Consider the following 25,044-nt stretch of genomic DNA (forward strand, 5'->3'; position numbering starts at 1 on the left):
CCTTGATGCAATAATGTTACTTCCATTATATTACAAAAGGGTGGCTATAAAAGCAGTATCTTGGCACTTTATTCCATTTTTATTACGACATTAATCGGCATTAAAAGCCGCTTCCCAAATTAATCCTTCAAGAATGTCTGCCTCGCTCACTAATAGACTATCCCGGGCCAAGCCATGCAAAATAGTGCTCAATATACAGGTACCGTATGGAATTATATCGGCACGCTGGGGCTGTAAACCTGGTAATCGCTTTCTCTCTTCAATAGTCATGTTATTTAATAAACGGTACAGCTCATCTACCTTGTCGAGTGTCAAACGAAAACCATGGATTTTTTCCGGCAGGTAATGTCGCATCAACTGGGCCATAGCTGCCAAAGTAGTTATTGTTCCTCCTACCCCGATCACCTCACCCGGATCATCTAACTGAACAGCACGTAGCGTGTCATCTATGATCTCTCTAATTTTATCATTTCCGCAACCACTTTCGGTCGCCCGTACAGCACCAACATTAGTGCTGACAAAGCGTGTTTCACCAGCGGATTGCCAGATAAATTCTGTGCTACCACCCCCGATATCAATAACCAGTGCATTTCCTATATCACCCAGAGCATTCGTAACCCCTTGAAAACTAAGTCGAGCTTCCATAGAGCCAGAAAGTATCGCCAAATCCAACCCTGTTGCTGAATGTACCCGATTTGCAAATTCTTCCCTATTATCAGCGTCCCTTACAGCACTAGTGGCCGCCACTACAATTTTTTGCGCCCCGGCCCGTTCTGCCCGCAGTGCAAACTCGGCAATTACAGCCAGCGTGCGATCAATCGCAGCTTGTATCAACAGCCCACCCTGAATACCTTGCCCAAGACGGGTTGTTTTTAAATCCCTCAGCTCAGGCTGCACTTTTCCCGAGGGGGATATTTGTGCTACCATTAACCTGGTGGAATTTGTTCCCACATCAATAGCCGCAATTTTCATTATAATCACCTACTCATATAGAAATCTTCCAGGCATCACTGACAGGTAATATAAAAAAAGCATCTCCTGCGGAAATGCTTTTAACAAAGAATATATTTATCTTCTCATGACCTCCGATTACCCCGACCACCGCGCTTAGCATCAGCATTTCGGCGCAAACCCTGCTGTCTTTCTTCACTATCCTTAAGAAAACGATTCAACTTCTCTTCAAAGGAGACCTCAAACTTTTTACGCGGAGCAGGACGACGCTTAACAGTCTCCACCGTTTGTTTAATCGATAAACCAATTTTGCCCTTAGGGTCTACGGAAATAACCTTCACTTTAACAGGATCATTAATTTTCAGGAAATCGTTTATATCCTTAACATATTCTTCTGCTATCTCCGAGATATGTACTAACCCGACTTCCCCATCCGGCAACTCAACAAAAGCACCAAAATTAGTAATCCCAGTTACTTTACCTTGGACAATTTTTCCTGCTTGCACTGGCATAAGTGTAAATATATCCTCCCATTACCGAATGGCTTGATTAATTATATCAAAGCCACATGGCATGTCAAGCGTAAATTAAACCTTCACCGTAATTATTCATCATTAGTCGGGATAGTTACGATCCTTGCCTCGCCCGGTTTTACCAAACCCAGCTTCTCTCTGGCTTCCTGTTCTATATAATCATTAGATTGCAGTCTTTCCAGTTGTTCATACAATCCGGCGTTCTTATTATGTATATCCTTAATCTCAGCCTGCATAGCATCAAGGTTTTGCTGCATAGCATTCAATTGGTCAAAACGGCTGCCCAAAGAAAAAGAGATGTATAACATTAACAGAACAATAATTATCACCGGAATCCTACTGCGTGATAAATTGAAACTCCTTCGACGTTTGACCTCCTGACTATACTCATTTTCGAAAGAATTGCTGTTAGCCAATATTTTCGCCCTCCTCACCAAGACCTAATAACCATTCAGGTTATGATCGGGGACCAATATCCTTTTACACACGTTTATACGCGTATTACACAAATTCTATGCATGGCTAACATTTCCTGCCTGTTGGCAGTTTTTTTAAAACAAACTACCAAATAAACAATTTAAAGATTTTATTGCGCAACTGCACACAAAAAAAGCCGGTCTAGTTTAACCGACTTTTCTCTCTGATAATAAGCTTACATATTCCTCGCCTAATTTTGTCAGACTGCATATTTTGCTTTTACCTTCTGTGGAAACATCCACTAAACCAAGAGCATATAACTGCATAATTACATGGTCAAGTACCGCCCTTTTAACACGGGAGAGTAATGATAAATCTTCTTTATTCATATTTCCCTCGTTAACTAGTGCTTCTAGTACCCGATCAGCTTCTTCAGGTAACCGGTCACCAGCTTTAACCAAGTAATCTGCTAACGTTGTAGTACCAATCATTTTATATTCCTCCTCCTTTATCTAATAATATTGTTAACATTTTTTTCTTAATTAATAAGTTTTATACTATAAAAATTTGGAAATAATATTGTTAATCAATTAATAAAGCAGGTGATCTTGTGCACAAAAGTGTCATTTACCTTCTAATTGCTCTACTTTTGACCAGTACCGGTGGTTATTATTTTTATGAACAACAACGCTCCAAACCAGCAGGCCTAATCAGGCTGCACATCATAGCCAACAGTAATACCTTTTATGACCAAGCACTTAAATACCGAGTTAAAGATCGCATTGTCAGTGAAATGTCACCGGCCTTCAGTCAGGCTACCGATCTCGAGGCGGCCAGGCAAATTGCCGATGTCAATCTAGCAACCATCCAGAAAATAACTGAGGAGGAAATAAAACGCCGGGGTTTTAATTATCCCGTTAAAGTGGTACGAGGGAATTATTACTTTCCCGCAAAAAAGTATAACGTCCAGGCAAGAGACAGTATAAAATCATTAACTTTGCCCCCAGGCCGCTATGAAGCTGTAAGGGTAATCATAGGTTCCGGGGAAGGTGCTAATTGGTGGTGCGTTCTTTATCCACCTTTATGCTTTGTAGATTTACAGCAGGCCGCCCCACCAGTGGTATTGCCGGCTGCTTCGGCTGCACAAGAACAAAGCATAGAAAAAATAACTGAAAATAATATAGTGGAAAAGAGTCAAAAACCCCAAATTAAATATCGTTTTCGGTTGTTTGAGCTAATTAAAAAGACCCTCCATACGAGGGTCATCTTTAATAAGTAACGCTGCCTTATACTTTTCGTTTAATTCTACTGAGAGCTCTGGATAACCATTCTTGGCACCGGCAAAATAATAGCTTTGTAGACGCCGGCAATAAGCGTTTAAATATCTGTATAAAAATATGGCATATTTTACATGTAAACAGACCGACTATTTTAAATGGGAAGGTCGCAATAAGATAAAGCAAACGGATAGGATACAATAATATATTGATCAGCCAATTAACTAACCATATTATTAGTTCAATGGTCTTTATGACTAAGTACCTCATCCTGCGCCGGCTCAAGCGAAAATAACATAGCGCCCCCGCACCTAATCCCAGAAGCACAAAAAAACGAACTTCACCTTGATTATAAAATAATAATAAAGCATATACCATTACAGATGAGCAGACCCAGTATAGAATATCACCCAGTAATGTACCAATTTTTTTTAACCTTAATATACTACCGAGCCCGGCATAAACATCATATAAAAATCCCGCCAGCATCCCTGTCAAAATGGTATATAAAAAAACCATGAACTGACTGGTTACCGGCTCTGCCACAATAATTACCTCCAAAGCTTGCCCGGGTACTCATTGCCGGGTATTTTACTTGAAAATCCTGTTCAACATGCCTTTGCCCCGCAGACTTCCTACATTTTTATTATCAATGAATTCCATTAAGCTAATTCGTCCTTCTACAACCAAATTACCATTTTCTAAATTTAATTGGGTTATGTGCATTCCTTCACCCCTCAGGGTGAGAAAGCCCATATTGGTGACCAGACCAATCTCCTTTTCATTGAAACTTCCCACATGCTCCACCCCATCCACCAATAGATGTCTACGATCAGTTAAAACTATTCGATTGCTAAAATCATTTTTTGGTTCCAAATTGTTTCACCTCCGTGGGCACGGGTAAACCTTTGGTTATATATCTATGCTGGTAAACCGGCTTTATGCAAAAAAAAGTGATCCGGATTGGATCACTCTTTTAATCCCAAAGCTTTTGAATGTCAACATCTTTGTAATAAAATTTAATAATCTCCTGGGGAGTTTTTCCTTCTGAGGCTAATTTATTTGCCCCCCACTGGCAAAGCCCCACACCGTGCCCAAAACCCTTACCCTCCAGAACTAGATTATTGCCCTGCACCTGAGCACCGGTTATTAACGTTGATCGCACCTTATCGCTACCCAAAGCCAATCTCAAATTAGGACCACTCACGGTGGCCGAACCAAGCTGTATCTTTGTCGCTCTTCCCGAAGGTCCCTTTTCCACAATATTCACAGAACTAATATTACCTGGGTCTGCTCCGCTAATTTGTTGCACTGCCGCCCGCACTTGTTGTAGAGGTAATTCCACGCGCCAATTCTTATTTTCAGGAACGGTATTCGCCAGACAGCCATCCTCTGCTCCAGCTTTAATATATGGTGTGGGCTCTTTAGTATAGGCAAGCCCCTCTTGTGCCGTTGCTGATATGCCCCCATCACATGCTGAAAACCATCCTTTTACATAATTGCCTCGATAGGTAATAACCTGCCCCCTGGTGGAGGCCACCGCCTGGCGCACTTTATCGTTTATTCGCGAGGGATTATAAGCCTGAAACTCCTCAATGTCAGTAGATGCATCCGTACCATGCAGCTTTTTTACCCGCTGTGCCTTAATATTTTCCATAGTGAAAGTGCGAGCTAATATTGCTTGGGCAGCCAAGGCATTTTCCGGCCATGTAGGTTCCATCTCGGCTGCAACCACTCCGGCTAGGTATTCCTCTAGTTTAATATTCTTTTTTATGCCTTGTTCCTTGATGTACAGACTAATAGTGGGTTCCTGGTCCGGAGCACCTGGAATAGGCTCTAAAGGCTTTTGCTGCGGTCCTTTCGCACAGCCAAACGATAATACCATAAGCACTAGAGCTACCAGGATTATTTTAGATAAGCGCATTATCATCCCTCCCGAATATTTGTTTTTATTTTTTGTGGGATGGTATAAAAATATGCACCGTCTTCTCTTACTCATAGTCCTCTATATTTCATGGTATTGCCGCTAGTATACCGGACGAGGCAACTCAACAGGAAACACTTAAGCCTAAATACCAGGTAAAATAAAAAAGGCCCCTTAGGACCTTTGGTAATAATAGCCTACTATTCATGCAAATATATATCTTCTAGAACCACATATAAGTCAGCCGCTTGCTTAGCAGGTACGGTTTCCCGTATAGTGACGATCTTAAATTTTAAACGTCGCTGTCCGAATGTAATTTCCACTATGTCATCCGTACGCACTTCAGCTCCTGCTTTTGCCACCCGGCCATTAATCTTTACCTGCTGCCGATCGCAAGCCTCTTTGGCTAGCGTGCGTCGCTTGATGATCCGAGAAACCTTTAAAAACTTATCTAGTCGCACTGCAAAACCAACTCAGTTCAAATTATATTTATGTTACTATGATGAAACAGTTTCGCGTAATGCCTTTCCTGCTTTAAATACCGGAACACGAGCGGCAGCTATATTGATTTCCTCTCCGGTTTGCGGGTTTCGTCCTTTGCGAGCTGCCCTTTCCCTAACTTCAAAGGTACCGAAACCAACCAGTTGAACCTTGTCACCACTGGCCAGGGCTTCCTCAATACTTGATAGCACCGCAACCACTGCTTTTTCGGCGTCTTTTTTGGTTAACTCTGATTTTTCGGCTACATTAGCAATTAGTTCTGCCTTATTCATAAATACCCCCCTCATGAAATTTGACGTATGATAAACACAATTATCCACTAAGCTATTCGTATTCGCTATTTTTCTTGAGGTTCCTTCCTGGGAATTGATTCTTACTACATTTTTTAGCTCATTTTTCTATATTTTTTGCTTTTTCCCATAGTTCATCCATTTCGGCCAAAGACATATTAGCAACATTTATACCTTTAATAGCGGCTTCCCTCTCGATAAATTCAAATCTACGAACAAATTTATTATTTGTAGCTAACAATGCCACCTCAGGGTCTATACCTGTTAATCTAGCTGTATTAACTATCGCAAATAGCACGTCACCGGTTTCAAGCTCAATTTTATCTCGCTGCCCGTTGGCCAGCGCTTCTTTCCATTCTTCCAATTCCTCATCAACTTTACCTAACGCTCCATGATAATCAGGCCAGTCAAAACCAACCCGGGCGGCCTTGCCTTGTATTTTATATGCGCGTGACAGGGCTGGTAAGCCATCGGGTACCCCATCCAATACTGATGACTGTTTTTTTTCTCCACCCCCTTTTTCACTCTGTTTTATAATTTCCCAATTTACCAGCACTTCATCACTATTATTAACCTGAATATTACCAAAAACATGCGGGTGACGGTGAATCATCTTTTGACTAATACAATGCACCACATCATTAATATCAAATACGCCGTTTTCCCTCGCTATCTGAGCATGGAACACTATCTGCAGTAATAAGTCTCCCAGTTCTTCACAAAAATTATACATATTTTCCTTTTGGATGGCATCTAGTACTTCGTAAGTTTCCTCCAGCAAATACGGGGTTAGAGTATGGTGGTCCTGTTCCCGGTCCCACGGGCAACCACCTTCGCCACGCAACCTGCCCATAATATCAACCAGCGGGTCCAATGGAAAATTGACTGGTATTTTTTTAACAGCAGATCTGCACGGAGGTACATATATACTGGTGAGATGATCCAACCAATCATGCCGGTCAATTTCAAACAACTGCACATATTCAATCCTTTGTAATTCCGGTACACCAGCCGCCCGGACAATTGTTACCTGGTGCTCGGGCGGGTATATTTCCAACAAGGTCAACTTAATATCAGCAGCCACCAGACGACTGTAAACCTGCAGCAACACTGTACCGAGTGCCGGGTTCAATAGTTGAACTTCCAACTGCAACCCATCAAGAATCAGTATTCCTTGCACCGGATCAATTTTTAATACCGCGTATAGCTCGTCCATAAAACTCATGGCCGGCATTATATCAACAGCTATTTCCCTTTGCTCTGCCTCGCGTATAATAAAATCTACCGTTGTTTCAGCCACCAGCGGGTGGCCGGGTACAGCATATACCACCGTCTCCTGCATAGCAGCTGCCAAAACATCTTCCGTAATTAGCTGATAGACTTCGTCATAACTGTCTGCCTGCTCGTAATATTTATCAAATGTATAAAAATCGATACCCTGTTCTTTGAGCCAATCAACAACTGGGTGCACCCCGGTGCGTAAAAAAAGATGCCGGGCTTCCTTAAGTATTTTCAAGTTCACCGCGGGCAAAGAGTCCCGGCTTCCGGGACCAAGACCTACCACAATTACCTTAGTATTCAAAATAAAATCCCCCTGAATAAAATCGCTTTACTGTTATTCTTACCAATTACGCGAGCTTTAACGAAAAATCCTTTTAACCAGGCAAAAAATTACCTTAAAACACACTGTCGAAGATAATCTGCCTTACATAAAAAAACGGCCCCTGTTCAGGGCCGTTATTGTTCCATTTGCTTGGCTAGAAAACCAGCCGCCGTTTCAGCAAGTTTTAATTCAAGTTCTCCCATGTCAACATTTAATTCACGAGAAGCAAGAATCACTGCCCCAATGGGGTCACCTTCGGAGATAATCGGCGCAATTACTTCCGCCGCAAGCTTACATTCACCGTCCTCAGTAATCGTACAATCCAAACAATGCGGATCGGTACCTGGATTATTTATTACCACCGCCTTACGCTCATCCATAACTTTTTCGATAACCTTGCTTATTGGTTTATTTAAAAATTCCTTTTTTTGTGCTCCGGAAACAGCAATAATAGCATCCCGGTCAGCAATTAAGGATATGTGTCCTAGCGCCTCATGCAGCGAATCAGCGTATTCTTTGGCAAAATCACCCAGCTCACCGATTGGTGAGTACTTTTTTAAGATTACTTCACCTTCACGATCAACAAAAATTTCCAATGGATCGCCTTCGCGTATTCTTAAAGTTCGCCTTATCTCTTTTGGTATAACCACTCTACCTAGATCGTCTATGCGACGTACTATACCCGTTGCCTTCATAGGCCGCCCTTCCCTCCTTTACCTGTAAATAATCAGGAAAAACTATCTATGTTAGTATATAACCGGAGGGAGTTAATTATTCATTTTTTTCCAATACCAAGTAAAATTATTTTCATCTTACTAAAGAATAACTATTCTTTTGTCGATGGGTTTTTCTCTGCCGGTTCAGACGATTCCTCAGACAATTTGTTAACTACTTCGGCCTTATCTCTAAGCCCCTGCATATAATCAAAAACTTTTTGGTTGATTTTCTCATCGCGCAAGCTTGCACTAATTTGGTTCCTAACTTCAGCTAAGGTATGTGTTTTGGCAGGAATAATCTTGTCCAAACGGATGATGTGATAACCAAAAGTAGTCTTAACTGGTTCTACAGTGTATTCCCCATTCTTTAAGGTAAAAGCGGCGTTTTCAAATTCCGCTGCAAAACCGCTGCCTTTACTAAAGGGTGGATACTGACCACCGCTATCTCTACTGCCTAAATCATCGCTGTACTGCTTGGCCAACTTGCCGAAGTCGGCACCGGCCGCCACTTTATCCACAATCTGCAGCGCCTGCACCTTAGCATCCATATCAGTACGATTTTTACCGTTGGAATAATCACCTACACCAATTAAAATATGGCTGACTTGTCGCTGCTCAGGTTCTTTATATTGAGCTCCGTTTTTGTCATAGTAATCTTTTATTTCAGTATCAGTTGGTTGGGGCACCTCAGCGCTAATTCTTTCGTATAGTTTACTCACAGCTAGTTGTTCTTTCATAAAATCACCCAGCTTAGGCTCGTTTATCCCGTTGGCTGCCAAATACTTTTTAAATTCAGCTTCACTACCTAACTGTTTTTTAATCACCGCAATCTGGTCCTGTACTTCCTTATCCGTGGGCGTTAAATTTAATCGCTCGATTTCCGCCATTACCAAACGGCGATCAATCAGCTGACTTAAAACCTCCTGACGGAGCATTTTTTCCATTTCCTTAGCCTGCTCACCTTCCAGAGTTATACCCTGTTGAGCTAGATTATTTTTTACAGAAGCAACCTTTTCATCTAATTCCTGAGATGTAATATTCTCGCCATTTACCGTAGCCACAACTTGACTACCGCAGCCACCGAGAACAAGTACCGACACCATTAACATCAAGATTAAAAAAACATAACTATATTTACGCAAAACTATCTCCTCCCCTAATAATATGCCGCCTCAGACGGGCGGCAACAACTCACTTAATTATATAGTAAAGGTTTGCACTCTACAATAGCTTAGTCTAATATCAATAAACACTCAATTTCCAATAAAAAGACTAAGTTATTTTTTATACCGTTAGCTAACTTGTGTTAATAAATGTTAATTTGCTAATACTTTTAATAAATTTTCCAGCTCATCTAATTGCTGGGCTGGTGAACGTCCGGCCTCACGGATTTTATATCGAATTTCAAATTCACTATCAGTGTTGCTAAATTTGACTTTATTCCTATAGTATTCCCCCACTTTGACTAGTTTTTCGCCAGTAAGGGTATGCCCAGGGGCAAAGGTAAGCCGGTAAAAACCCTGCTGTTTGTTAACCAGTTTAATTTTTAAATACCCAGCCAAAACTCTGATCTGGGAAATCTTTAGCAGATTTTGCACGGAATTGGGTAAATCACCAAAACGGTCTATCAATTCCTCCTCAAGGTCAGAAATTGTACTCCCTTTCTTTATGGAAGCAATGCGCCGATATATTTCAACCTTTTGATTAGGATCGGGGATATACTCGTTAGGTATATATGCCTCAATGGGCAGTTCTACCACGGTATCCACCGGATGCTCCTCACACTGTCCCCTGGCCTCACGCACCGCCTCATCTAACAGCCTGCAGTACAGATCAAAGCCCACGGCAGCAATATGACCATGCTGTTCTGCCCCAAGTAAATTACCAGCACCTCTGATTTCCAGATCACGCATAGCAATTTTATAACCTGAACCCAACTCGGTAAATTCCTTTATTGCTGCCAGCCTTTTTTCGGCTATTTCATTTAGCACCCGGTCTTTACGAAAAGTAAGGTAAGCATAAGCCAACCGGTTTGTACGGCCTACCCGGCCACGTAACTGGTAAAGCTGAGCTAAACCAAAATGGTCAGCATCTCTAACAATTAACGTATTAACATTTGAAATATCTAGGCCACTTTCGATTATCGTGGTACAAACAAGTACATCATAAGCACCGTCAATAAAGTCAAGCATAATCTGCTCTAGCTCTTCTTCTCGCATTTGCCCGTGGGCAGTAACTATGCGGGCTTCAGGCACTAGCTCTTTGACCCACATGGCTACATTGTCCAGCTCATTAACCCGGTTGTGTACATAATACACCTGACCGTCCCGTCCCAACTCCCGACGGATCGCTTCCCTGATTAATAGCGGGTCTTCCTCCAGTACATAGGTTTGCACTGGAAACCTGTTTTCCGGCGGCGTCTCAAGCAAGCTGGTATCACGTACCCCCACAAGTGACATATGCAAAGTACGGGGAATAGGTGTTGCAGTCAGTGTCAACACATCAACACTGGTACGCAATTTTTTAAGTTTTTCCTTGTGTGTTACACCGAAACGCTGTTCTTCGTCCACGACCAATAAACCAAGATCCTTAAAAACAATGTCTTCCTGCACCAACCGGTGGGTGCCTATAACTATATCTATACGCCCATCTTTAAGGTCCTGGACAATTTGACGTTGCTCTCTGGGCGTCCGGAACCGGCTGAGCATCTCAACCGTCACAGGGTAACCAGCAAACCGTTCCCGAAAAGTATTATAATGTTGCTGGGCAAGTATGGTGGTTGGTACAAGCACTGCCACCTGTTTACTTTCCATTACCGCCTTAAATGCAGCTCGCAAAGCCACTTCGGTTTTACCATAGCCCACATCGCCGCATAGCAATCGATCCATAGGTCGCGGATTTTCCATATCTTTTTTGGTCTCACTTATAGCCCGCAACTGGTCCGGTGTTTCCTCGTAAGGAAAAGCATCCTCAAACTCCTTCTGCCATATGGTGTCTGCTCCAAAAGCGTATCCCTGCACTGTTTCCCGGGCAGCATAAAGGGCCAAGAGTTCCTGGGCCATATCCCGCACCGCTTCCCGGACCCGATTTTTAATCCGGTTCCATTCGGCTCCACCCAGCCTAGAAAGTCGTGGACTATCGACCTCGGCGCCCAAGTATTTTTGCAACAGCGACACCTGGTCAGTGGGCACATACAGCTTATCCTCACCGGCGTATTTGATCAACAGGTATTCCTTGCGAATATTGCCTATATCCAACGGTACTATACCCATGTAGCGACCAATACCATGGTTTACATGCACCACATAGTCGCCAGCTTTCAGGTCGGTAAACAGATCTAAACGGTTACCCGTTTCCCGAGGCTGCTCCCGTTTTTTACGCTTTCGCTGGCCATAAATTTCTCCTTCAGTGATTACCACCAAGCGAGCATTGACCAGTTCAAAGCCCCCGGAAAGCTGTCCGTGACTAATCACCACATGACCTGTCTTAACCTCTGCATCCAGTAATGATATATAAAACGCATCTACTTTTTCATCTTTAAGCGCGTCCAGCAAGTGGTGTCCTCGATCCTGTCCCGTTACCAAAAGTACCACGGCATAACCATTGCGACGCCACTGACGAATTTCATCAGCTAAAAGATTGGTGTGCCCCAGGAAACTGTTCATCGATTTAGCTGTAAAATTAATTATGTTTTGCGGGCGGATAAACGGTGCCTGGCGGGGCATAAAAGAAAAGTATACCGCTCGCCGGGCAGAGATACCTTCATACAGTTCGTCCCAGTTTAAGTAACACTTAACCTGGCCGGGCAGCACCTTACCTTTGCTAAAAAGCTCTGCATATGTCTCGGTTCGCTCCCGTTGAATACTCTGCACAACTTCTCTTATTCTTAAGGGTTCATTTATCAAAACAGGTGTTCCCATCGGCAAATAGTCCAGAAAACTGACTGGCCGGGGATAAAAATAGGGCATAAATTGTTCCAATCCCAGAAAATATACACCCTCATTCAGCATATCAAGCAGATGACCGAAATGTTCTTCGAAGAAGCTCAACGCTGTTGGATCGCTTGATTTGGCTAGTTTGCGCTGAGCGATCTGGTACTCCGCCTTAACAGATCTATACCCCATTTCCCATGATGTTTTACTGGCCACCATTTCACGAGCTGGGGGAATATTCAACCTTTCAATTTTTTTATCTGACCGCTGCGATTCAATATCAAATAGTCGAATAGATTCAACTACGTCATCAAAAAATTCCAACCGCACAGGCGTCTCGGAAATTATGGGGAAAATGTCTACAATGCCACCGCGCACGCTGAATTGGCCAGATCTTTCTACCAATTGAACTCTTTCATAGCCTATAGCTACTAAATGCTGGCCCAGTTCACCGGTATCCTGCAAGTCACCTACAGCCAGCTTTAAGCCAGCACCGGCAAAAACATCCGGTGGGCTTAATCGGCCCAACAGCGCCTCCACAGGTGCTACTATAACCATGGGCTTTAGGCAGCACAACCCTTCCAACACAGTCAGTCGGGCCGCCGTAACATCTATACCGTGAGCTAGCAATTGAAATGGCAATTGTTCACTAATCGGAAATTGCACTACTTGCTTTTGCGGTAGCAACACAGATAAATCATCCGCCACCTGCCCGGCTTCCACCTCATTCGCGGTAACTATCAGCATAGTTGGATATCCGGCATCAACCAGTGCCGCAATAACAAGATTACGCTGGGCACCAGTCAACCCAAATACCTGTTGTTGGCTCCGGTTATCAGCCAATCCATTTACCAGGCTCGAATATTCCGTGGTGTCTTTAATTAATTTTAATAAACCTTGCATTAAGATCACCTTAAAAAGCATCACAAAAAAGCTTTAGCGCCATCACGCTAAAGCTCCGGCCTTTTCCTTCTTAATTAAGTCTCGAAGAGTAAAAAAAATGTTCACTAGTACCGTATATTTCTTCGTAGCACTCATAACATAAGCCCGAGACGACACTGCTTCCATTTTCAGGTTCTAATATCATTATATCCCCCGTTTTTGCTCCAGTCAAGTTATCCAATTCTGTGCTGGAAGTTCGGCTGACTGAATCGGTAATCTCATACACCTGGTCGCAACACTCACAGACGTGGTATATTTTCACTTTTTTCACCCACCATATCCAATAGCTTAACTGGTCACAGCAACCGCACAGTTGTATAGTTCCACAGCCCATGCAACAGAACCACCAGTGCTACAGCAATCGTTACCCCGACATAACCTAATAGCCAGGCTGTAGCTATACCTAATATACTGTGCAGCACCAGTGCCACCAGACCCGGCCAAAGACTGCGCCTATTAAGGAAATCTGAAACTAGCTCCGCACCGCCGAACACCATGTGCGCCAGGAAAATATCAGTGTCTAAAAGAAGCGCCGACCCTGTTTTAGCAACTTCCTCTACCACCGGTGCAACCAGAACAATAATGACCATACTGCCGGCCTGGCCAACCAGACCCAGAATGCAGCGTGCTAAAACTGCGGATAGCAAACCTGCTAATACAAACAATAAACTCCCCTTTTATAATATTGACATTTGCGAGTAAGCTTATACTGTTTGATTGCCGTTGAACTTATTCATGGCGGATATTACCCCATTTCTGATTATCTCCGCCACCACCTCAGGTACGATATCCAATACCCGGGCAATCTTTGCTTCATCTTCGGGGACAGGTTTCGCCAATACCCAATCTACCATTTCTGGGCCAGGCACGGGAGGACGCCCAATGCCTATGCGCACCCGAACAAAATCACCACTACCAATTTTGCCGATTATGGAGGCAAGCCCCCGGTGTCCACCAGCACTGCCGCGCTCACGAATCCGCAAGCGACCTGGCGGTATGTCCAAATCATCATAAATAACTATCAGGTCTGCAGGCGTTAGCTTACACCAATTTAATAGTAGAACAACTGCTTCACCGCTCAGATTCATATATGTCTGTGGCTTGGCCAGGATAATTTTTTCACCCGCATAAACCCCTTGTCCCACAAAGGAGCGTAAAAAAGAACGGTTCACCTCCGTGTTCAACCAACCCGCCAATCGGTCAACCGCCGAGAAACCAACATTGTGCTTTGTTAAAGCATATTTGAGTCCCGGGTTGCCCAAACCCACCAGTAGTTTCAAAATGAACTCCCTCCGCTTTAGTATACTTACCAATGCTTGCTATTATTTTATACTATATTCTATATTTATTTTAAAAAAAAAGTCACCCTCTCCTAAAAAACAGAGGGTAACCAGGACTGTTTATTGCTTTAGTGCAGTACATGTTAACTCCTGCTTTACATTGGAACAGAAACAGCCATTATGGCATGCATAGGTATAAGCATAGCCTCATTAATAGTGTTGTTCATGTTATTCATTCGGTGCACTTCCACGTAATCAGAGCCTACGGCGTGCAGCTTACCCATGACGGGAGTGGATTCTTGGCCCACATAAACGGTAACATTTCTCCCTAAAGAGTTTTTCAGCCGCTCGGTGAAAGTCATTCCGTATCCGGGACCGTATGAGCCCCCCAAACCACCGCCGGTATATCCGCCGGAAGTATATCCGGTTCCAGAATCAGCCATCCCAAATCGCCTCCTTATCTGTATACATATCCCAATTTATGCATGATAAGGAGAAAATGTTCATGTTCACTTAAACAGGCGTTTCATCTCCTGCTGTGCCTGGCTCACCTTCACCGGCTTCAACCTCAACATCAGGTTGTTCCTCTGTCCGTTGTGCCACCACTGTTACTACTGTGGCATCGAGCTCGTCCACCAACTGTAGATTACCTGGCACTTCAATATCACGAACAGCAATAGTATCTCCTACAGTTAATCCTTCTATATTAACGTTAATTTCTCTAGGTATATCGGTTGGAAGACAGGATACCTGTAATTCGCGCAAGATATTTTGTACAATACCATCGCTAACTGCACCGACAAAATTAATTGGTACAGCAGCTTGAATAGCACTATCCAAAGCGATCTGGTGCAGATCTACACTAATTAAATCATGTTTTATAGCTCCATATTGTATATCCTTAATCAACACTTTGTATTGCTTGTCTTCTTCACCTTTAAATCCTTTGATGGTCAGGTCAATCAAAGCATTAGCACCCTGAGATAAAATTTTTTTCAGTGGCCTTAACTCCACCTCAACCGGAATACTACCCACCGCCTTGCCATAAACCACCCCTGGTATCATTTCCCGGCGAGCCAACTGTTTACGATAACTCCTACCTTTTTGCTTCCTGTGATTAACCTGCAAATTAAGATTAGTCATATTAAAACCCCCTTAAGGATAATATTCCCTATTGACGGTTATATCATGCCTACCAACAACATAACATTAAATATTAATAATTTTTGGCGCACAGGGGGTGTGTTAATAATGCGCAAAAGTAGACATTTTACGTCCATGCCGGTAATAAGCCTTGAGGAAGGCCAGCAAATAGGCATCATCAAAGGCCTGGTGGTTAACCCCAGCTTAAAAAGGGTAGCCGCCCTGATTATAGAACAAAAGGGTTGGTTTAACGAGCAAAAATTTATTCCTTTTAGCAATGTACACAGTGTTGGTGAAGACGCTGTAACAGTCAAGCACGGCACAATAGTACAAAAAGGCGGCAACCTGCCGGAAATAATTAGTTTAACTAAAAGCAAGGTAAAGATAAGCGGTGCCCGTATTGTAACCGAGAGCGGCACACTTCTAGGAGAAGCTGACGATTATTATGTAAATCTGGCAACAGGTGAAATAATTGGTTTGGAATTCAGTGGTAGTTTTATTAATAGCCTATTTAGCGGCAAAGCCTTTTTGGATATTAACCATGTCGTTACCATCGGCAAAAACATGATTGTCTGCTCAGATCAAGCTTTGGTTGAAGCAGTAAAATTGGATGGAGGTTTACAGGAAAAATTGCGCGGCGTAAAAGATTCCACTAGCAGCCTATGGGAATCTACTATACAAAAAACACGGGAACTGGGTTCAAATGTAAACAATTCTATCACCAAGGTAAAACGCAATAAAAAACAAGCCGGGGAAACCATTCCTCCAGTTGTGGAGCCAAGCGCCAAGTCAAAAGAACAGGTCGAGCCTGTTGAGCCCGCTAAACAAGAAGAACTTGAAAAGCAAACAGAAAAGAATAATCCACTAAATAAAGATTAACTTAACTTGTATTGCATGCCACCAAAAGCCCCGCCAGGCGGGGCTTTTTTTAGTCGAAAAGTTTACTTACTGATAAATCCTCATGGATACGAATAATAGCCTCTCCTAAAAGCGGTGCTACCGAAAGTATCTTTATCTTATCGATCTTTTTTAATTCTGGCAAGGGAATAGTATTTGTTACCAGCACCTCCCTAATAGGAGCATCTGCTAATCGATTCACTGCAGGTCCGCTTAGTACAGGGTGAGTACAACAAGCATAGACATCATTTGCTCCCAGTTCTTTTAGGGCGACCGCTCCTTGGGTAATGGTACCGGCTGTGTCTATGATATCGTCAATCATGATTACATTCTTACCTTTAATATCCCCTATAATATGCATAATTTCCGCTACATTGGGTTCCGGACGCCGTTTATCGATAATGGCAATAGGAGCTCCAATTCTTTCCGCTAAATCCCGGGCACGCTGTACTCCGCCTAAATCAGGACTCACCACTACAACATTATCCAATTTCTGCTGAATGAAATACTGGGCTAAAAGCGGTACGCCAGGTAGATGATCCACCGGAATATCAAAAAAGCCCTGGATCTGCCCGGCATGTAAATCCATAGTTATAACACGACGGGCGCCGCTCGCAGTGATTAAATTAGCCACTAGCTTAGCAGTAATGGGATCACGTGCCCGTGCCTTGCGGTCTTGTCGTGCATATCCGTAATAGGGAGTTACCGCGGTAATTCTCCGAGCTGACGCCCGGCGAACAGCATCCACCATGACAAGCAGCTCCATCAAATGCTCGTTTACCGGCTCGCAGGTGGGTTGAATAATAAAAACATCCGCTCCCCGCACACTTTCGTTTATTTTAACCTGTATTTCCCCGTCACTAAAGTGAGTTACCTTGGCAGCTCCCACGGAAACACCGAGATAGTGGGCAATTTCCTCTGCCAGGGCGGAGTTGGCGTTTCCGGTAAAAATTTTCAGCTGTTGTCGGGATGACATCTGCGCGTACCTCCAAATAATTAATTGTTAGTCTTTCCCAGTTATTTTTTTCTTTTTTGAGCCCAGCCCTCGATATTCTTTTGTTTATCCCTAGTTAAGCCCAGCGCGCCAGGCGGGACATCTTTAGTAATAGTAGAACCCGCTCCTGTTGTAGCACCGTCACCCACTACTACCGGGGCTACCAAGTTGGTGTTACTTCCAATAAAAGCGTATTCACCTATCCAAGTGCGCGATTTATTTACGCCGTCATAGTTGCAGGTAATCGTACCGGCACCAATGTTTGCCTTCCGCCCAACTTCAGCGTCACCAACATAACTAAGGTGCGGCACCTTACAACCTTGATGGAGGTGAGAATTTTTGAGCTCTACAAAGTCCCCTACCTTGACGTCTTTTTCCACAACGCACCCCGGACGGATATAAGCAAAGGGGCCAATATTGCACTCATCCTCCAACCGGCTATCCAAAACTATTGAATTTTGCACGTTGACGCGGCTGCCTACTGTCACATTGACTAATCGTGATGAAGGACCTATAACACAATTCTCGCCAATTTTCGATTTTCCTTCAATGAATGTGTATGGATATATAACTGTATCCGCACCAATATCAACATCATCATCAATAAACGTTGATGAGGGATCCATAATGGTTACCCCTGATATCATCAGCCTGTCCAAAATTCGCCGGCGCAGTATCTTTTCTACTGCGGCCAGCTGACACCGATCATTTACCCCCAATACCTCATCGACGTCGTCAACAAGCACAGCGCCCACAGAGTCACCCCTAGCAATGTAATACTCGATAATATCAGTAAGATAGTATTCACCCTGAGCATTATCAGAGCCAATTTGTAATAATGCTTCAAATAACCCTTTAGCTGAAAAACAGTAAACACCGGTATTGATCTCAGTAACCGCTAGTTCAGCGGGAACAGCGTCCTTTTGCTCTACGATTTTAGTGATCCCGTTGGTGTCATTGCGGATTACCCGTCCATATCCGGTAGGGTCGGCCAAATTCGCTGTTAGCACGGTAGCAACAGCTCCACTACGGCTGTGTGCAGTGTATAATTCATATATAGTCTGGTGCTGTAGTAGTGGTGTATCACCACAAATCACCAGGATATCACCAGTAAAGTCTCTAAAAACATCAACGCATTGCAATAACGCGTGGGCGGTACCAAGTTGTTCAGCCTGATAAACAATTTCTGCCCGCTCGCCGATCATCTCCGCCACTAAATCACCTTGGTGTCCCACCACTAAAACAGTTTTCTTAACTTCCATGCTTTGCACTGCCAGCAGCACATGCTCCACCATAGGCCGCCCACAGACCTGATGTAGAACCTTGGGTATACCCGACTTCATTCGAGTACCTTTACCAGCTGCCAAAATAACCGCTGCTAACTGCATATAACCCAATACCTCCTGATGGTCATATTTTATCGCCTTCATTATATTATGACACACGCTTTTTAATTCAACAAATAATTGCTTTTCCCTCTCATTATGACATATTTTTACCCTTAACTACCAATTGCTCTAATACTTAGCTAAAAAAGAGAGCTTATCGCTCTCTTTTTTTATAATTACATAAGAAAGTTAAATAATTATATGGCACCACTGTATGCTCTAAGCACCGCTTCCTGAATTATCTCCCGTGCAAAGGTATTGATCGGATGAGCAATATCTCTAAATTCACCACCTGGGGTTTTACGGCTGGGCATAGCCACGAATAACCCGTTTTGACCTTCCACTACTTTGACATCATGGATGACAAACATATCATCCAAGGTTACCGAAACAATTGCTTTCATTTTACCTTCGGTCAATACTTTGCGTACCCGCACATCTGTAACGTTCACGCATTCACCACCTTCCAGCTAACTATTTATGCCAAATTTTATCATAAATCCTTCTACAAATAGATAAAAATCCCTGCCAATTTACTTACTTATTAGAAAAATTTATATAAATTTTCTGCAACAAGAAAAGCGCGCCCATTCGGTCCCCTCTGCGCGCGCTTTTTAGCACTCAATCCTTAGCGCTTGCCACAAATATGACAAGCATAATTTTCTAATGTATAAAAAAACCCGGTGTAACTCAAACCACCCACCGGGCTTTAATCAAGCTAATTCCAATTGTCTATATACAAGTTCAAGGTCACTGGGCTTATCAACGTCAACCCCTACTTCAGGGTATGGACTAATAACTACCCGCCCCTTAATCCCCAACAAGTGTGATACTTTTTTTTGTGCCTCTTGAAGAGAAATATTTTTCATTAAAAATTTAATTAAAAATAACAGCCCCACTAGGCGACAAAGCTTAAAAGGGCTTTTACGGGCATCCACCAACTTTTGTCCTCTAGGCATGCATTCTTCCACTACACCGGGGTTAAACAAAAAAATATTGCCTCCTGTATAAACACCTTCTTTTAATTGCACATAAGTACGCCTGCTGGTGGAGTACTGCTTTTCCACCAATTCCCGGGGCACAATTGGATAATAAAAATCGGCTTGCCCACTACCACAGAGTTCAATAAAATTCTCAATGGCCTGGTGGGTAATCAGCGGAATGTCTGAAGTAACCAGTAATACTCTTTGAGCACCAGGAAGTTCGCGTAAGCCACGCAGCACATTTTCATACAGATGGCCACCGTGCTCAACTAGCACCTCTCTTTTGCTGTCCTGAAAATACATACTTAATTCGCTTTTAGGGCCGACAATAGCAATTCGCTCGATGTGTTCACACTGCTTGAGTGCATCGACTACATATTCCACCATTAATTTGCCCTTAATATCAATCATTGCTTCATACCTGGCGCTGCTGCACTCCCGCAAAGCACCGTCATTTGGGCTGCCTGCAAGCACTAATGCATCAATCACCTTTTATTATCCTCCCCTATGGCGCTAAGGAAAGTTTGTTCGGCGGTTTCAATATGTTCCCGTGCCAGTAGGCTGGCTAGTTCTATGTTATGTTCACTAATAGCCTCAATAATACCTTTGTGTTCGTCAACAGCATGTTTTAAACGACCGGGCTGGGACAGAGAAGTGGTTCGGAAACGCTGTATCTGTTCCTTCAACAAGGTGATAATTTGAATCAATCGCTGGTTACGGCTGGCTTTATATATTAAATTATGAAAATCAGTGTCCCTTTCCACAATACTATCTATCTCACTATCTCCAGCTTCGTATATATGGAGAGATACCCGTTCCATTTCTTCCAGTTCCTCGGCGGTAGCTCTTTCTGCAGCAAGGCCTGCCGCGAGGGCTTCTAAAGCCGCCCGCACTTCAAAAACATCAGCAATGTCCTTAACAGAAATGCCGGCTACATATGCCCCTTTGCGCGGGACCATAACTACAAAGCCTTCCAGTTCCAACTTTCTGATTGCCTCTCGCACCGGAGTACGGCTGACGCCCATTTCCTCAGCCAGCTGGATTTCCATCAGCCGTTCCCCTGGTTCAAGGTTGCCTTGGATAATTGCTTCCCGCAAAGTTTCAAATACTATCTCACGCAGGGGTTTATAGTTATCCAGTTTAATCGGTAATAATCTCGGTTCGTTCAATTCCCCCGCCCCCTATAAAAGTTTACAATACATTTTACCATTATTTCAACTAACCCCGCAAGGTTTGCCAACCAGCTTTGGAAGTACAGAACTTGGTTGCCCATACCCCAAAGTTCCTTTTTTGCAACCTGCCTGCTGTCTTTACCGCCAAAGACTCGTTATCAAATAAACCGAATACAGTAGGTCCGCTACCGCTCATTAAAACACCATTAGCGCCAAAGGCCGCTAAAATCTCTTTTATCTCTCTGATTTCTGAATGTCTAGCTAGGACAACCTGCTCTAAAGCATTGCCCAAACGAGCAACAACACCGCTCACATCGCCACAGCAAACAGCTTGCAGCATACCCTGTCCATCCGGGTGAAAAGGCTTTTTTATATCGTCATACATACGATACACTTGGCCGGTGCTCAATCCAAAGGATGGTTTAACCAACAAAACAGCCAGGGGGGGCAAACTGGGCAGGGAATCCACCTTTTCCCCACGCCCTTGCACCAGAGCTGTGCCACCCTTAAGGCAAAAAGGGACATCAGAACCAATAACAGCGCCCAGAGACTCAAGCTCATTTACACCCATACCCAGCTTCCATAACTCGTTGAGTCCGCGCAAAACCGCAGCAGCATCCGCAGAGCCACCGGCCAAGCCAGCCTCTATGGGAATGTGTTTCACCAGCTTAATTTTAGCACCCTTGGAATATCCTGATTGGCGCCGCAGCAAATCAGCGGCTCGATAGGCTAAGTTTTCCGGGCCGGCAGTAAGATTAGCTCCTTCTACAACAAGTTCAATATCCCTGGCTTCAGTAAGTTCCACCACATCATGCAAGTCCAAAGTCTGCATGATAGTGAACAGTTCATGGTACCCGTCCGCCCTCGTGCCCAGCACATCCAGGACAAGGTTAATTTTAGCATAAGCCCTCACCAGCATCTTATGTCACGCTTTCCTTTATATGTTTAATTTCTTAGTGTATCCAAAAAATGCTGAGAAGACAAGTACCCGACTAAGGCATTTTTGTCCAAATTGTTTCATACATTGTAGAGAAAGGAGCGTGGTCACTTGGCAACTGCCAAGATAGAAGCCGGAGGCCATATATCAATCAATACAACCATCCGCAAACTGAATTATTATATCGGAGAACGGCTCATCAAAGTATACCCCATAGCTGTGGGTAAACCATCCACACCCACCCCAGCGGGCAGTTACAAAGTTAAAAATAAAATTGTCAATCCTGGCGGTGTGCTTGGTACCCGCTGGATAGGCCTAACCATTCCTGGCGGCAACTACGGGATTCACGGCAATAACAACCCTTCCTCCATCGGGCAGGCCGTATCGTTGGGCTGTATTCGCATGCACAACCACCATATAGAGGAACTTTTTCCATGTGTATACATTGGCACACCGGTACATATTTACGTTCGATCTGAACAAGTAACAACTCCCGCATTTAAACACGTCAGTGGAATTAACCTTACCGGAGGCAGCAATAGAAAAACATACACAGTCCGGCCTGGGGATACCCTTTGGAAAATCGCTAAATCGTTTAACGTAAATCTTAATCAGCTAATCTTAACTAACAACATAACAGATCCCAACACAATTGCTGTAGGGCAAACCATATTTATTCCCTGATACAGGCAGGTGATCAATTGACTTTTATATTACTACACTCACTCATTGCTGGTTTGGGCACATGTCTGGGCGCAGCTGTAACTATGCTGTGGGGGCAAATGAAGGAACCTGTATTGGCTGTTTTGCTGGGGCTTGCCTCGGGTGTGATGACCGCAGTGGTGATAATGGACCTTTTGCCCACTTCACTGGCCCTCGCCAGCCCGGGCATTAGCTTAGTCGGTTTTGTCGGCGGTTTTTTATTGGTGACAAGCCTTGACTATTTACTTTCCAAATTAATGCCCGGACATCGTACCAGTCAGGTTTACCTGCGTATGGGTTATTTAATTGCTTTGGGTATCGCTCTACATGACCTTCCTGAAGGTATCGCCATAGCCGCTGGTTACTCGGCCTCGACACAGCTTGGGCCGGTACTGGCTCTTGCCATCGGATTACACAATATACCGGAGGGCATGGCCACTGCTGCCCCTTTAATAGCCGGAGGTATGGGTAGCAGACAAGTTCTAGGTATTAACGCTCTAATCAGCCTGGTTACCCCTCTGGGAACACTGCTTGGCTTATGCATGCTAAAAGTTGCACCTGCCATTAATGCCTTATTGATGGCTTTAGCGGCCGGTGCTATGATTTATATCGTTACCGAAAAACTGGTGCCGGCTTCACTAAATAACCAAGGCATTTATGCCCTGCTGGGCATGATATTTGGCTTTTGGTTTATGTATCGAATGAATTTATTTTTTTAAAATTAAAAAAGCACCGGAAGCCATTAAAGCAGTACCGGCCACCCGGTACCAAGTAAACGATGCCTTTTCCAGACCAAACAAGCCCAAGTGATCCACCAGGCAAGCAGTCATTACTTGTCCAACAATTATTGCAGTAGTGGCTACCGCCACACCCAGAGGAGGTATGGAGCGCGCCACTAAATATATGATAAGTACGCCCAGTAGGCCACCTAGATAAGTATACCAAGGTGCTTCAGTATAACGGTACCACTCTCCATCGCCCAGCTGAAAGACAAAAAGTAATAGAAACACCACCATTAAACCTACTAGGTGAACAATAAAGGTTGTTTCCAACAGACCGATTATTTTACCCAAAGTAGCGTTAAGTGAACCCTGCAGAGCCATAGCCACCCCTGATCCAGCGGCAATCAGCAAGGCCAATAACTTAGCACTCATGTTACATCACCGCCTTCTTAATGACTCATTAAAAAGCGGGCTTCAAAGCCCGCTTTAATAGCGCACGTACGGTGAATAGCCCAAGGAATTTAAAGTGCGGCGTAGGTAATCTCCGCTAATTACAGCCGGGTCGTAATCAACGGTTATCGTTCCTTCATCCAGAACTACCTGAACATTCCGCACCCCATCCACTTGAGTTAAATTATGTTCAATCTCTCGTCCGCCATCTGCGTCACGCAAGCCTCCCACCCATAAGGTCTCTTTAAAGGTACTATCGTTTACACTCAATTAATCACCCCCGGTTGATCTTTACGTCTATCATGTCCCGAATTTCCATTTCAATACCTCACCAGATTTGGGTGGCTGCTCATTTTTTTGACCGCCGGCACCCTCGCCTGTAATGACCGTACCTGAGGCGGAGTTTTTATATTTGTTATCTAGATTTATCTCTCGTTGTACGGGCTGCGGCTTATTCCCCCGTTCTTGACCATGTTCAGTATGGCCGTGGGCTTGCTTACCGACTCCTGCCATACCCAATAGTGGCCCCAACAGACTGAATAGTGCAGTTAGGTCAGGTGCACTGCCCTTAATTTGCCCTCCTACTAGTCCACTACCCAATAGACTTAATAGCGCTGCAGGGTTAAAGGTGTTCTGCCCATCTCCGGTAGCCCCCCCCTTACCCATACCAGAAGCCATTAAGGCCATGACCGGACCCAACAGTGTTTCTATATTGCCAGGACCGGAATTTAATCCGGCACCTGCAGCGCTGTTTTCCCCCTCCCGTTTGAGAACATCAATTATGCCCATCAGGTCAATCAAGCTCAGCATAATTAAAATATTGTCGTCATCCACCTTGTGCTCGGACTGATAGTCCAGTATTTTACCCAATATCTTTTCCATCTTATCCTCATCCATATCTTAACCACCTCATTTATTTTTGTGGTTTGCCATAAAAGTAACTATTTACCGATTATTTTCATAACATATTAAATAAGCATTTTGCATAATTTCTGTAGCATAAAATTCAATGCCATAATTTAGAACTGCAATCGCATTAACTTAACACAGTTATGGTAAGTTGCTATGCTAAATGCTATTTTATAACTGTGGATAATCAAAAATGGACAAAAATACCCCTTTGAGCTATAGAGAGTTTTAAAATACCAGTATCGCCTAAGCTACCTGCTTTACAACTTTGGGCTCAAATACTGAAACCATCGCTGTGGATAACATTGCAATACATGATAATAAGACACGCGCTTTTACTTTTTTGAACCCTCGCACATTTAAGTTTTTTAGGCTCAGGTA

31 protein-coding genes are annotated in these 25,044 nt (G+C 43.7%); 4 read left to right on the forward strand and 27 right to left on the reverse strand.

Going from position 1 to position 25,044, the window contains the following annotated elements:
• Positions 1-90 precede the first annotated feature (90 nt).
• From SPSYN_RS02685 to SPSYN_RS02700, 4 genes are all read right to left on the reverse strand, one after another.
• Positions 91-972 carry a Ppx/GppA phosphatase family protein gene (locus tag SPSYN_RS02685; RefSeq protein ID WP_161820982.1) on the reverse strand — a complete coding sequence of 294 codons (882 nt, stop codon included), beginning with the start codon at positions 970-972 and terminating at the stop codon, positions 91-93.
• A gap of 104 nt (positions 973-1,076) precedes the next feature.
• On the reverse strand, positions 1,077-1,463 hold the full coding sequence (locus SPSYN_RS02690; RefSeq protein WP_161820983.1) for a S1 RNA-binding domain-containing protein: 387 nt from the start codon (positions 1,461-1,463) through the stop codon (positions 1,077-1,079).
• Between the two features lie 92 nt (positions 1,464-1,555).
• Positions 1,556-1,900: an FtsB family cell division protein gene (locus SPSYN_RS02695; protein WP_161820984.1), complete on the reverse strand. Its 345-nt coding sequence runs from the start codon at positions 1,898-1,900 to the stop codon at positions 1,556-1,558.
• Positions 1,901-2,107: 207 nt separating this feature from the next.
• Complete coding sequence (locus SPSYN_RS02700; RefSeq protein WP_202623712.1) at positions 2,108-2,392, reverse strand: transcriptional regulator; 285 nt, start codon at positions 2,390-2,392, stop codon at positions 2,108-2,110.
• A 119-nt stretch (positions 2,393-2,511) separates the two neighbouring features.
• Between SPSYN_RS02700 and SPSYN_RS02705 the strand changes: the two genes are divergently transcribed.
• Entirely contained in the window at positions 2,512-3,180 is a 669-nt protein-coding gene (locus tag SPSYN_RS02705) for a stage II sporulation protein R (RefSeq protein WP_161820985.1), read from the forward strand.
• A gap of 7 nt (positions 3,181-3,187) precedes the next feature.
• Here SPSYN_RS02705 and yabQ read toward each other — a convergent pair whose 3' ends face one another.
• The 14 genes from yabQ to SPSYN_RS02775 form a co-directional block, all read right to left on the reverse strand.
• A complete protein-coding gene (yabQ, locus tag SPSYN_RS16400) occupies positions 3,188-3,697 on the reverse strand; it encodes a spore cortex biosynthesis protein YabQ (protein WP_423828276.1) in 510 nt (169 codons plus the stop codon).
• Positions 3,698-3,769: 72 nt separating this feature from the next.
• Positions 3,770-4,054, reverse strand: coding sequence for a sporulation protein YabP (gene yabP / locus SPSYN_RS02715; RefSeq protein WP_161820987.1), 285 nt, complete (start codon positions 4,052-4,054; stop codon positions 3,770-3,772).
• 100 nt (positions 4,055-4,154) lie between these two features.
• Positions 4,155-5,102, reverse strand: a complete 948-nt coding sequence (locus tag SPSYN_RS02720; RefSeq protein WP_161820988.1) for a SpoIID/LytB domain-containing protein — start codon at positions 5,100-5,102, stop codon at positions 4,155-4,157.
• A gap of 200 nt (positions 5,103-5,302) precedes the next feature.
• The gene (locus SPSYN_RS02725) at positions 5,303-5,563 is read right to left on the reverse strand and encodes an RNA-binding S4 domain-containing protein (RefSeq protein WP_161820989.1); all 261 of its coding nucleotides are present in this window, start codon (positions 5,561-5,563) and stop codon (positions 5,303-5,305) included.
• 36 nt (positions 5,564-5,599) lie between these two features.
• Positions 5,600-5,875, reverse strand: coding sequence for an HU family DNA-binding protein (locus SPSYN_RS02730; RefSeq protein ID WP_161820990.1), 276 nt, complete (start codon positions 5,873-5,875; stop codon positions 5,600-5,602).
• 118 nt (positions 5,876-5,993) lie between these two features.
• Positions 5,994-7,475 carry a bifunctional methyltransferase/pyrophosphohydrolase YabN gene (gene yabN, locus SPSYN_RS02735; RefSeq protein ID WP_161820991.1) on the reverse strand — a complete coding sequence of 494 codons (1,482 nt, stop codon included), beginning with the start codon at positions 7,473-7,475 and terminating at the stop codon, positions 5,994-5,996.
• Between the two features lie 155 nt (positions 7,476-7,630).
• Entirely contained in the window at positions 7,631-8,191 is a 561-nt protein-coding gene (gene spoVT, locus SPSYN_RS02740; RefSeq protein ID WP_161820992.1) for a stage V sporulation protein T, read from the reverse strand.
• A 131-nt stretch (positions 8,192-8,322) separates the two neighbouring features.
• Positions 8,323-9,354: a peptidylprolyl isomerase gene (locus SPSYN_RS02745; protein ID WP_161820993.1), complete on the reverse strand. Its 1,032-nt coding sequence runs from the start codon at positions 9,352-9,354 to the stop codon at positions 8,323-8,325.
• Between the two features lie 174 nt (positions 9,355-9,528).
• Complete coding sequence (gene mfd / locus SPSYN_RS02750) at positions 9,529-13,047, reverse strand: transcription-repair coupling factor (RefSeq protein ID WP_161820994.1); 3,519 nt, start codon at positions 13,045-13,047, stop codon at positions 9,529-9,531.
• 70 nt (positions 13,048-13,117) lie between these two features.
• Positions 13,118-13,348, reverse strand: coding sequence for a hypothetical protein (locus SPSYN_RS02755; RefSeq protein ID WP_161820995.1), 231 nt, complete (start codon positions 13,346-13,348; stop codon positions 13,118-13,120).
• Positions 13,349-13,382: 34 nt separating this feature from the next.
• Complete coding sequence (locus tag SPSYN_RS02760) at positions 13,383-13,751, reverse strand: hypothetical protein (RefSeq protein WP_161820996.1); 369 nt, start codon at positions 13,749-13,751, stop codon at positions 13,383-13,385.
• Between the two features lie 39 nt (positions 13,752-13,790).
• The gene (pth, locus tag SPSYN_RS02765) at positions 13,791-14,366 is read right to left on the reverse strand and encodes an aminoacyl-tRNA hydrolase (protein WP_161820997.1); all 576 of its coding nucleotides are present in this window, start codon (positions 14,364-14,366) and stop codon (positions 13,791-13,793) included.
• Positions 14,367-14,521: 155 nt separating this feature from the next.
• On the reverse strand, positions 14,522-14,809 hold the full coding sequence (locus tag SPSYN_RS02770; protein ID WP_161820998.1) for a hypothetical protein: 288 nt from the start codon (positions 14,807-14,809) through the stop codon (positions 14,522-14,524).
• Between the two features lie 70 nt (positions 14,810-14,879).
• Complete coding sequence (locus SPSYN_RS02775; RefSeq protein ID WP_161820999.1) at positions 14,880-15,509, reverse strand: 50S ribosomal protein L25; 630 nt, start codon at positions 15,507-15,509, stop codon at positions 14,880-14,882.
• A 108-nt stretch (positions 15,510-15,617) separates the two neighbouring features.
• Between SPSYN_RS02775 and SPSYN_RS02780 the strand changes: the two genes are divergently transcribed.
• Positions 15,618-16,388, forward strand: a complete 771-nt coding sequence (locus SPSYN_RS02780; protein WP_161821000.1) for a PRC-barrel domain-containing protein — start codon at positions 15,618-15,620, stop codon at positions 16,386-16,388.
• A gap of 49 nt (positions 16,389-16,437) precedes the next feature.
• Here SPSYN_RS02780 and SPSYN_RS02785 read toward each other — a convergent pair whose 3' ends face one another.
• From SPSYN_RS02785 to ispE, 6 genes are all read right to left on the reverse strand, one after another.
• On the reverse strand, positions 16,438-17,382 hold the full coding sequence (locus SPSYN_RS02785) for a ribose-phosphate diphosphokinase (RefSeq protein WP_161821001.1): 945 nt from the start codon (positions 17,380-17,382) through the stop codon (positions 16,438-16,440).
• Positions 17,383-17,423: 41 nt separating this feature from the next.
• The gene (gene glmU, locus SPSYN_RS02790; protein ID WP_161821002.1) at positions 17,424-18,788 is read right to left on the reverse strand and encodes a bifunctional UDP-N-acetylglucosamine diphosphorylase/glucosamine-1-phosphate N-acetyltransferase GlmU; all 1,365 of its coding nucleotides are present in this window, start codon (positions 18,786-18,788) and stop codon (positions 17,424-17,426) included.
• Positions 18,789-18,985: 197 nt separating this feature from the next.
• Positions 18,986-19,240 (reverse strand): septation regulator SpoVG, encoded by a 255-nt coding sequence (gene spoVG, locus SPSYN_RS02795; protein ID WP_161821003.1) that lies wholly within the window; start codon positions 19,238-19,240, stop codon positions 18,986-18,988.
• 261 nt (positions 19,241-19,501) lie between these two features.
• The gene (locus SPSYN_RS02800) at positions 19,502-20,260 is read right to left on the reverse strand and encodes a nucleotidyltransferase family protein (protein ID WP_161821004.1); all 759 of its coding nucleotides are present in this window, start codon (positions 20,258-20,260) and stop codon (positions 19,502-19,504) included.
• Positions 20,257-20,940, reverse strand: a complete 684-nt coding sequence (locus tag SPSYN_RS02805) for a GntR family transcriptional regulator (protein WP_161821005.1) — start codon at positions 20,938-20,940, stop codon at positions 20,257-20,259. The genes SPSYN_RS02800 and SPSYN_RS02805 overlap by 4 nt, the downstream gene beginning before the upstream one ends.
• Positions 20,941-20,989: 49 nt before the next feature.
• Positions 20,990-21,862, reverse strand: a complete 873-nt coding sequence (gene ispE / locus SPSYN_RS02810) for a 4-(cytidine 5'-diphospho)-2-C-methyl-D-erythritol kinase (protein ID WP_161821006.1) — start codon at positions 21,860-21,862, stop codon at positions 20,990-20,992.
• A gap of 129 nt (positions 21,863-21,991) precedes the next feature.
• Between ispE and SPSYN_RS02815 the strand changes: the two genes are divergently transcribed.
• Positions 21,992-22,564 carry a L,D-transpeptidase family protein gene (locus SPSYN_RS02815; protein WP_161821007.1) on the forward strand — a complete coding sequence of 191 codons (573 nt, stop codon included), beginning with the start codon at positions 21,992-21,994 and terminating at the stop codon, positions 22,562-22,564.
• A gap of 17 nt (positions 22,565-22,581) precedes the next feature.
• Positions 22,582-23,301 carry a ZIP family metal transporter gene (locus tag SPSYN_RS02820; RefSeq protein ID WP_161821008.1) on the forward strand — a complete coding sequence of 240 codons (720 nt, stop codon included), beginning with the start codon at positions 22,582-22,584 and terminating at the stop codon, positions 23,299-23,301.
• On the opposite strand, the gene SPSYN_RS02825 is transcribed toward SPSYN_RS02820, so the two are convergent.
• From SPSYN_RS02825 to SPSYN_RS02835, 3 genes are read right to left on the reverse strand one after another with little or no spacing between them, the layout of a single operon-like run.
• Positions 23,290-23,736: a DMT family transporter gene (locus SPSYN_RS02825; protein ID WP_161821009.1), complete on the reverse strand. Its 447-nt coding sequence runs from the start codon at positions 23,734-23,736 to the stop codon at positions 23,290-23,292. The two genes, SPSYN_RS02820 and SPSYN_RS02825, sit on opposite strands and share 12 nt — an antisense overlap.
• A 54-nt stretch (positions 23,737-23,790) precedes the next feature.
• Positions 23,791-24,024, reverse strand: coding sequence for a heavy-metal-associated domain-containing protein (locus SPSYN_RS02830; RefSeq protein WP_161821010.1), 234 nt, complete (start codon positions 24,022-24,024; stop codon positions 23,791-23,793).
• Between the two features lie 30 nt (positions 24,025-24,054).
• On the reverse strand, positions 24,055-24,651 hold the full coding sequence (locus tag SPSYN_RS02835) for a hypothetical protein (protein WP_161821011.1): 597 nt from the start codon (positions 24,649-24,651) through the stop codon (positions 24,055-24,057).
• Between the last annotated feature and the right edge of the window lie 393 nt (positions 24,652-25,044).

The organism is Sporotomaculum syntrophicum, assembly GCF_009932395.1.
GTDB classification, from domain to species: domain Bacteria; phylum Bacillota; class Desulfotomaculia; order Desulfotomaculales; family Desulfallaceae; genus Sporotomaculum; species Sporotomaculum syntrophicum.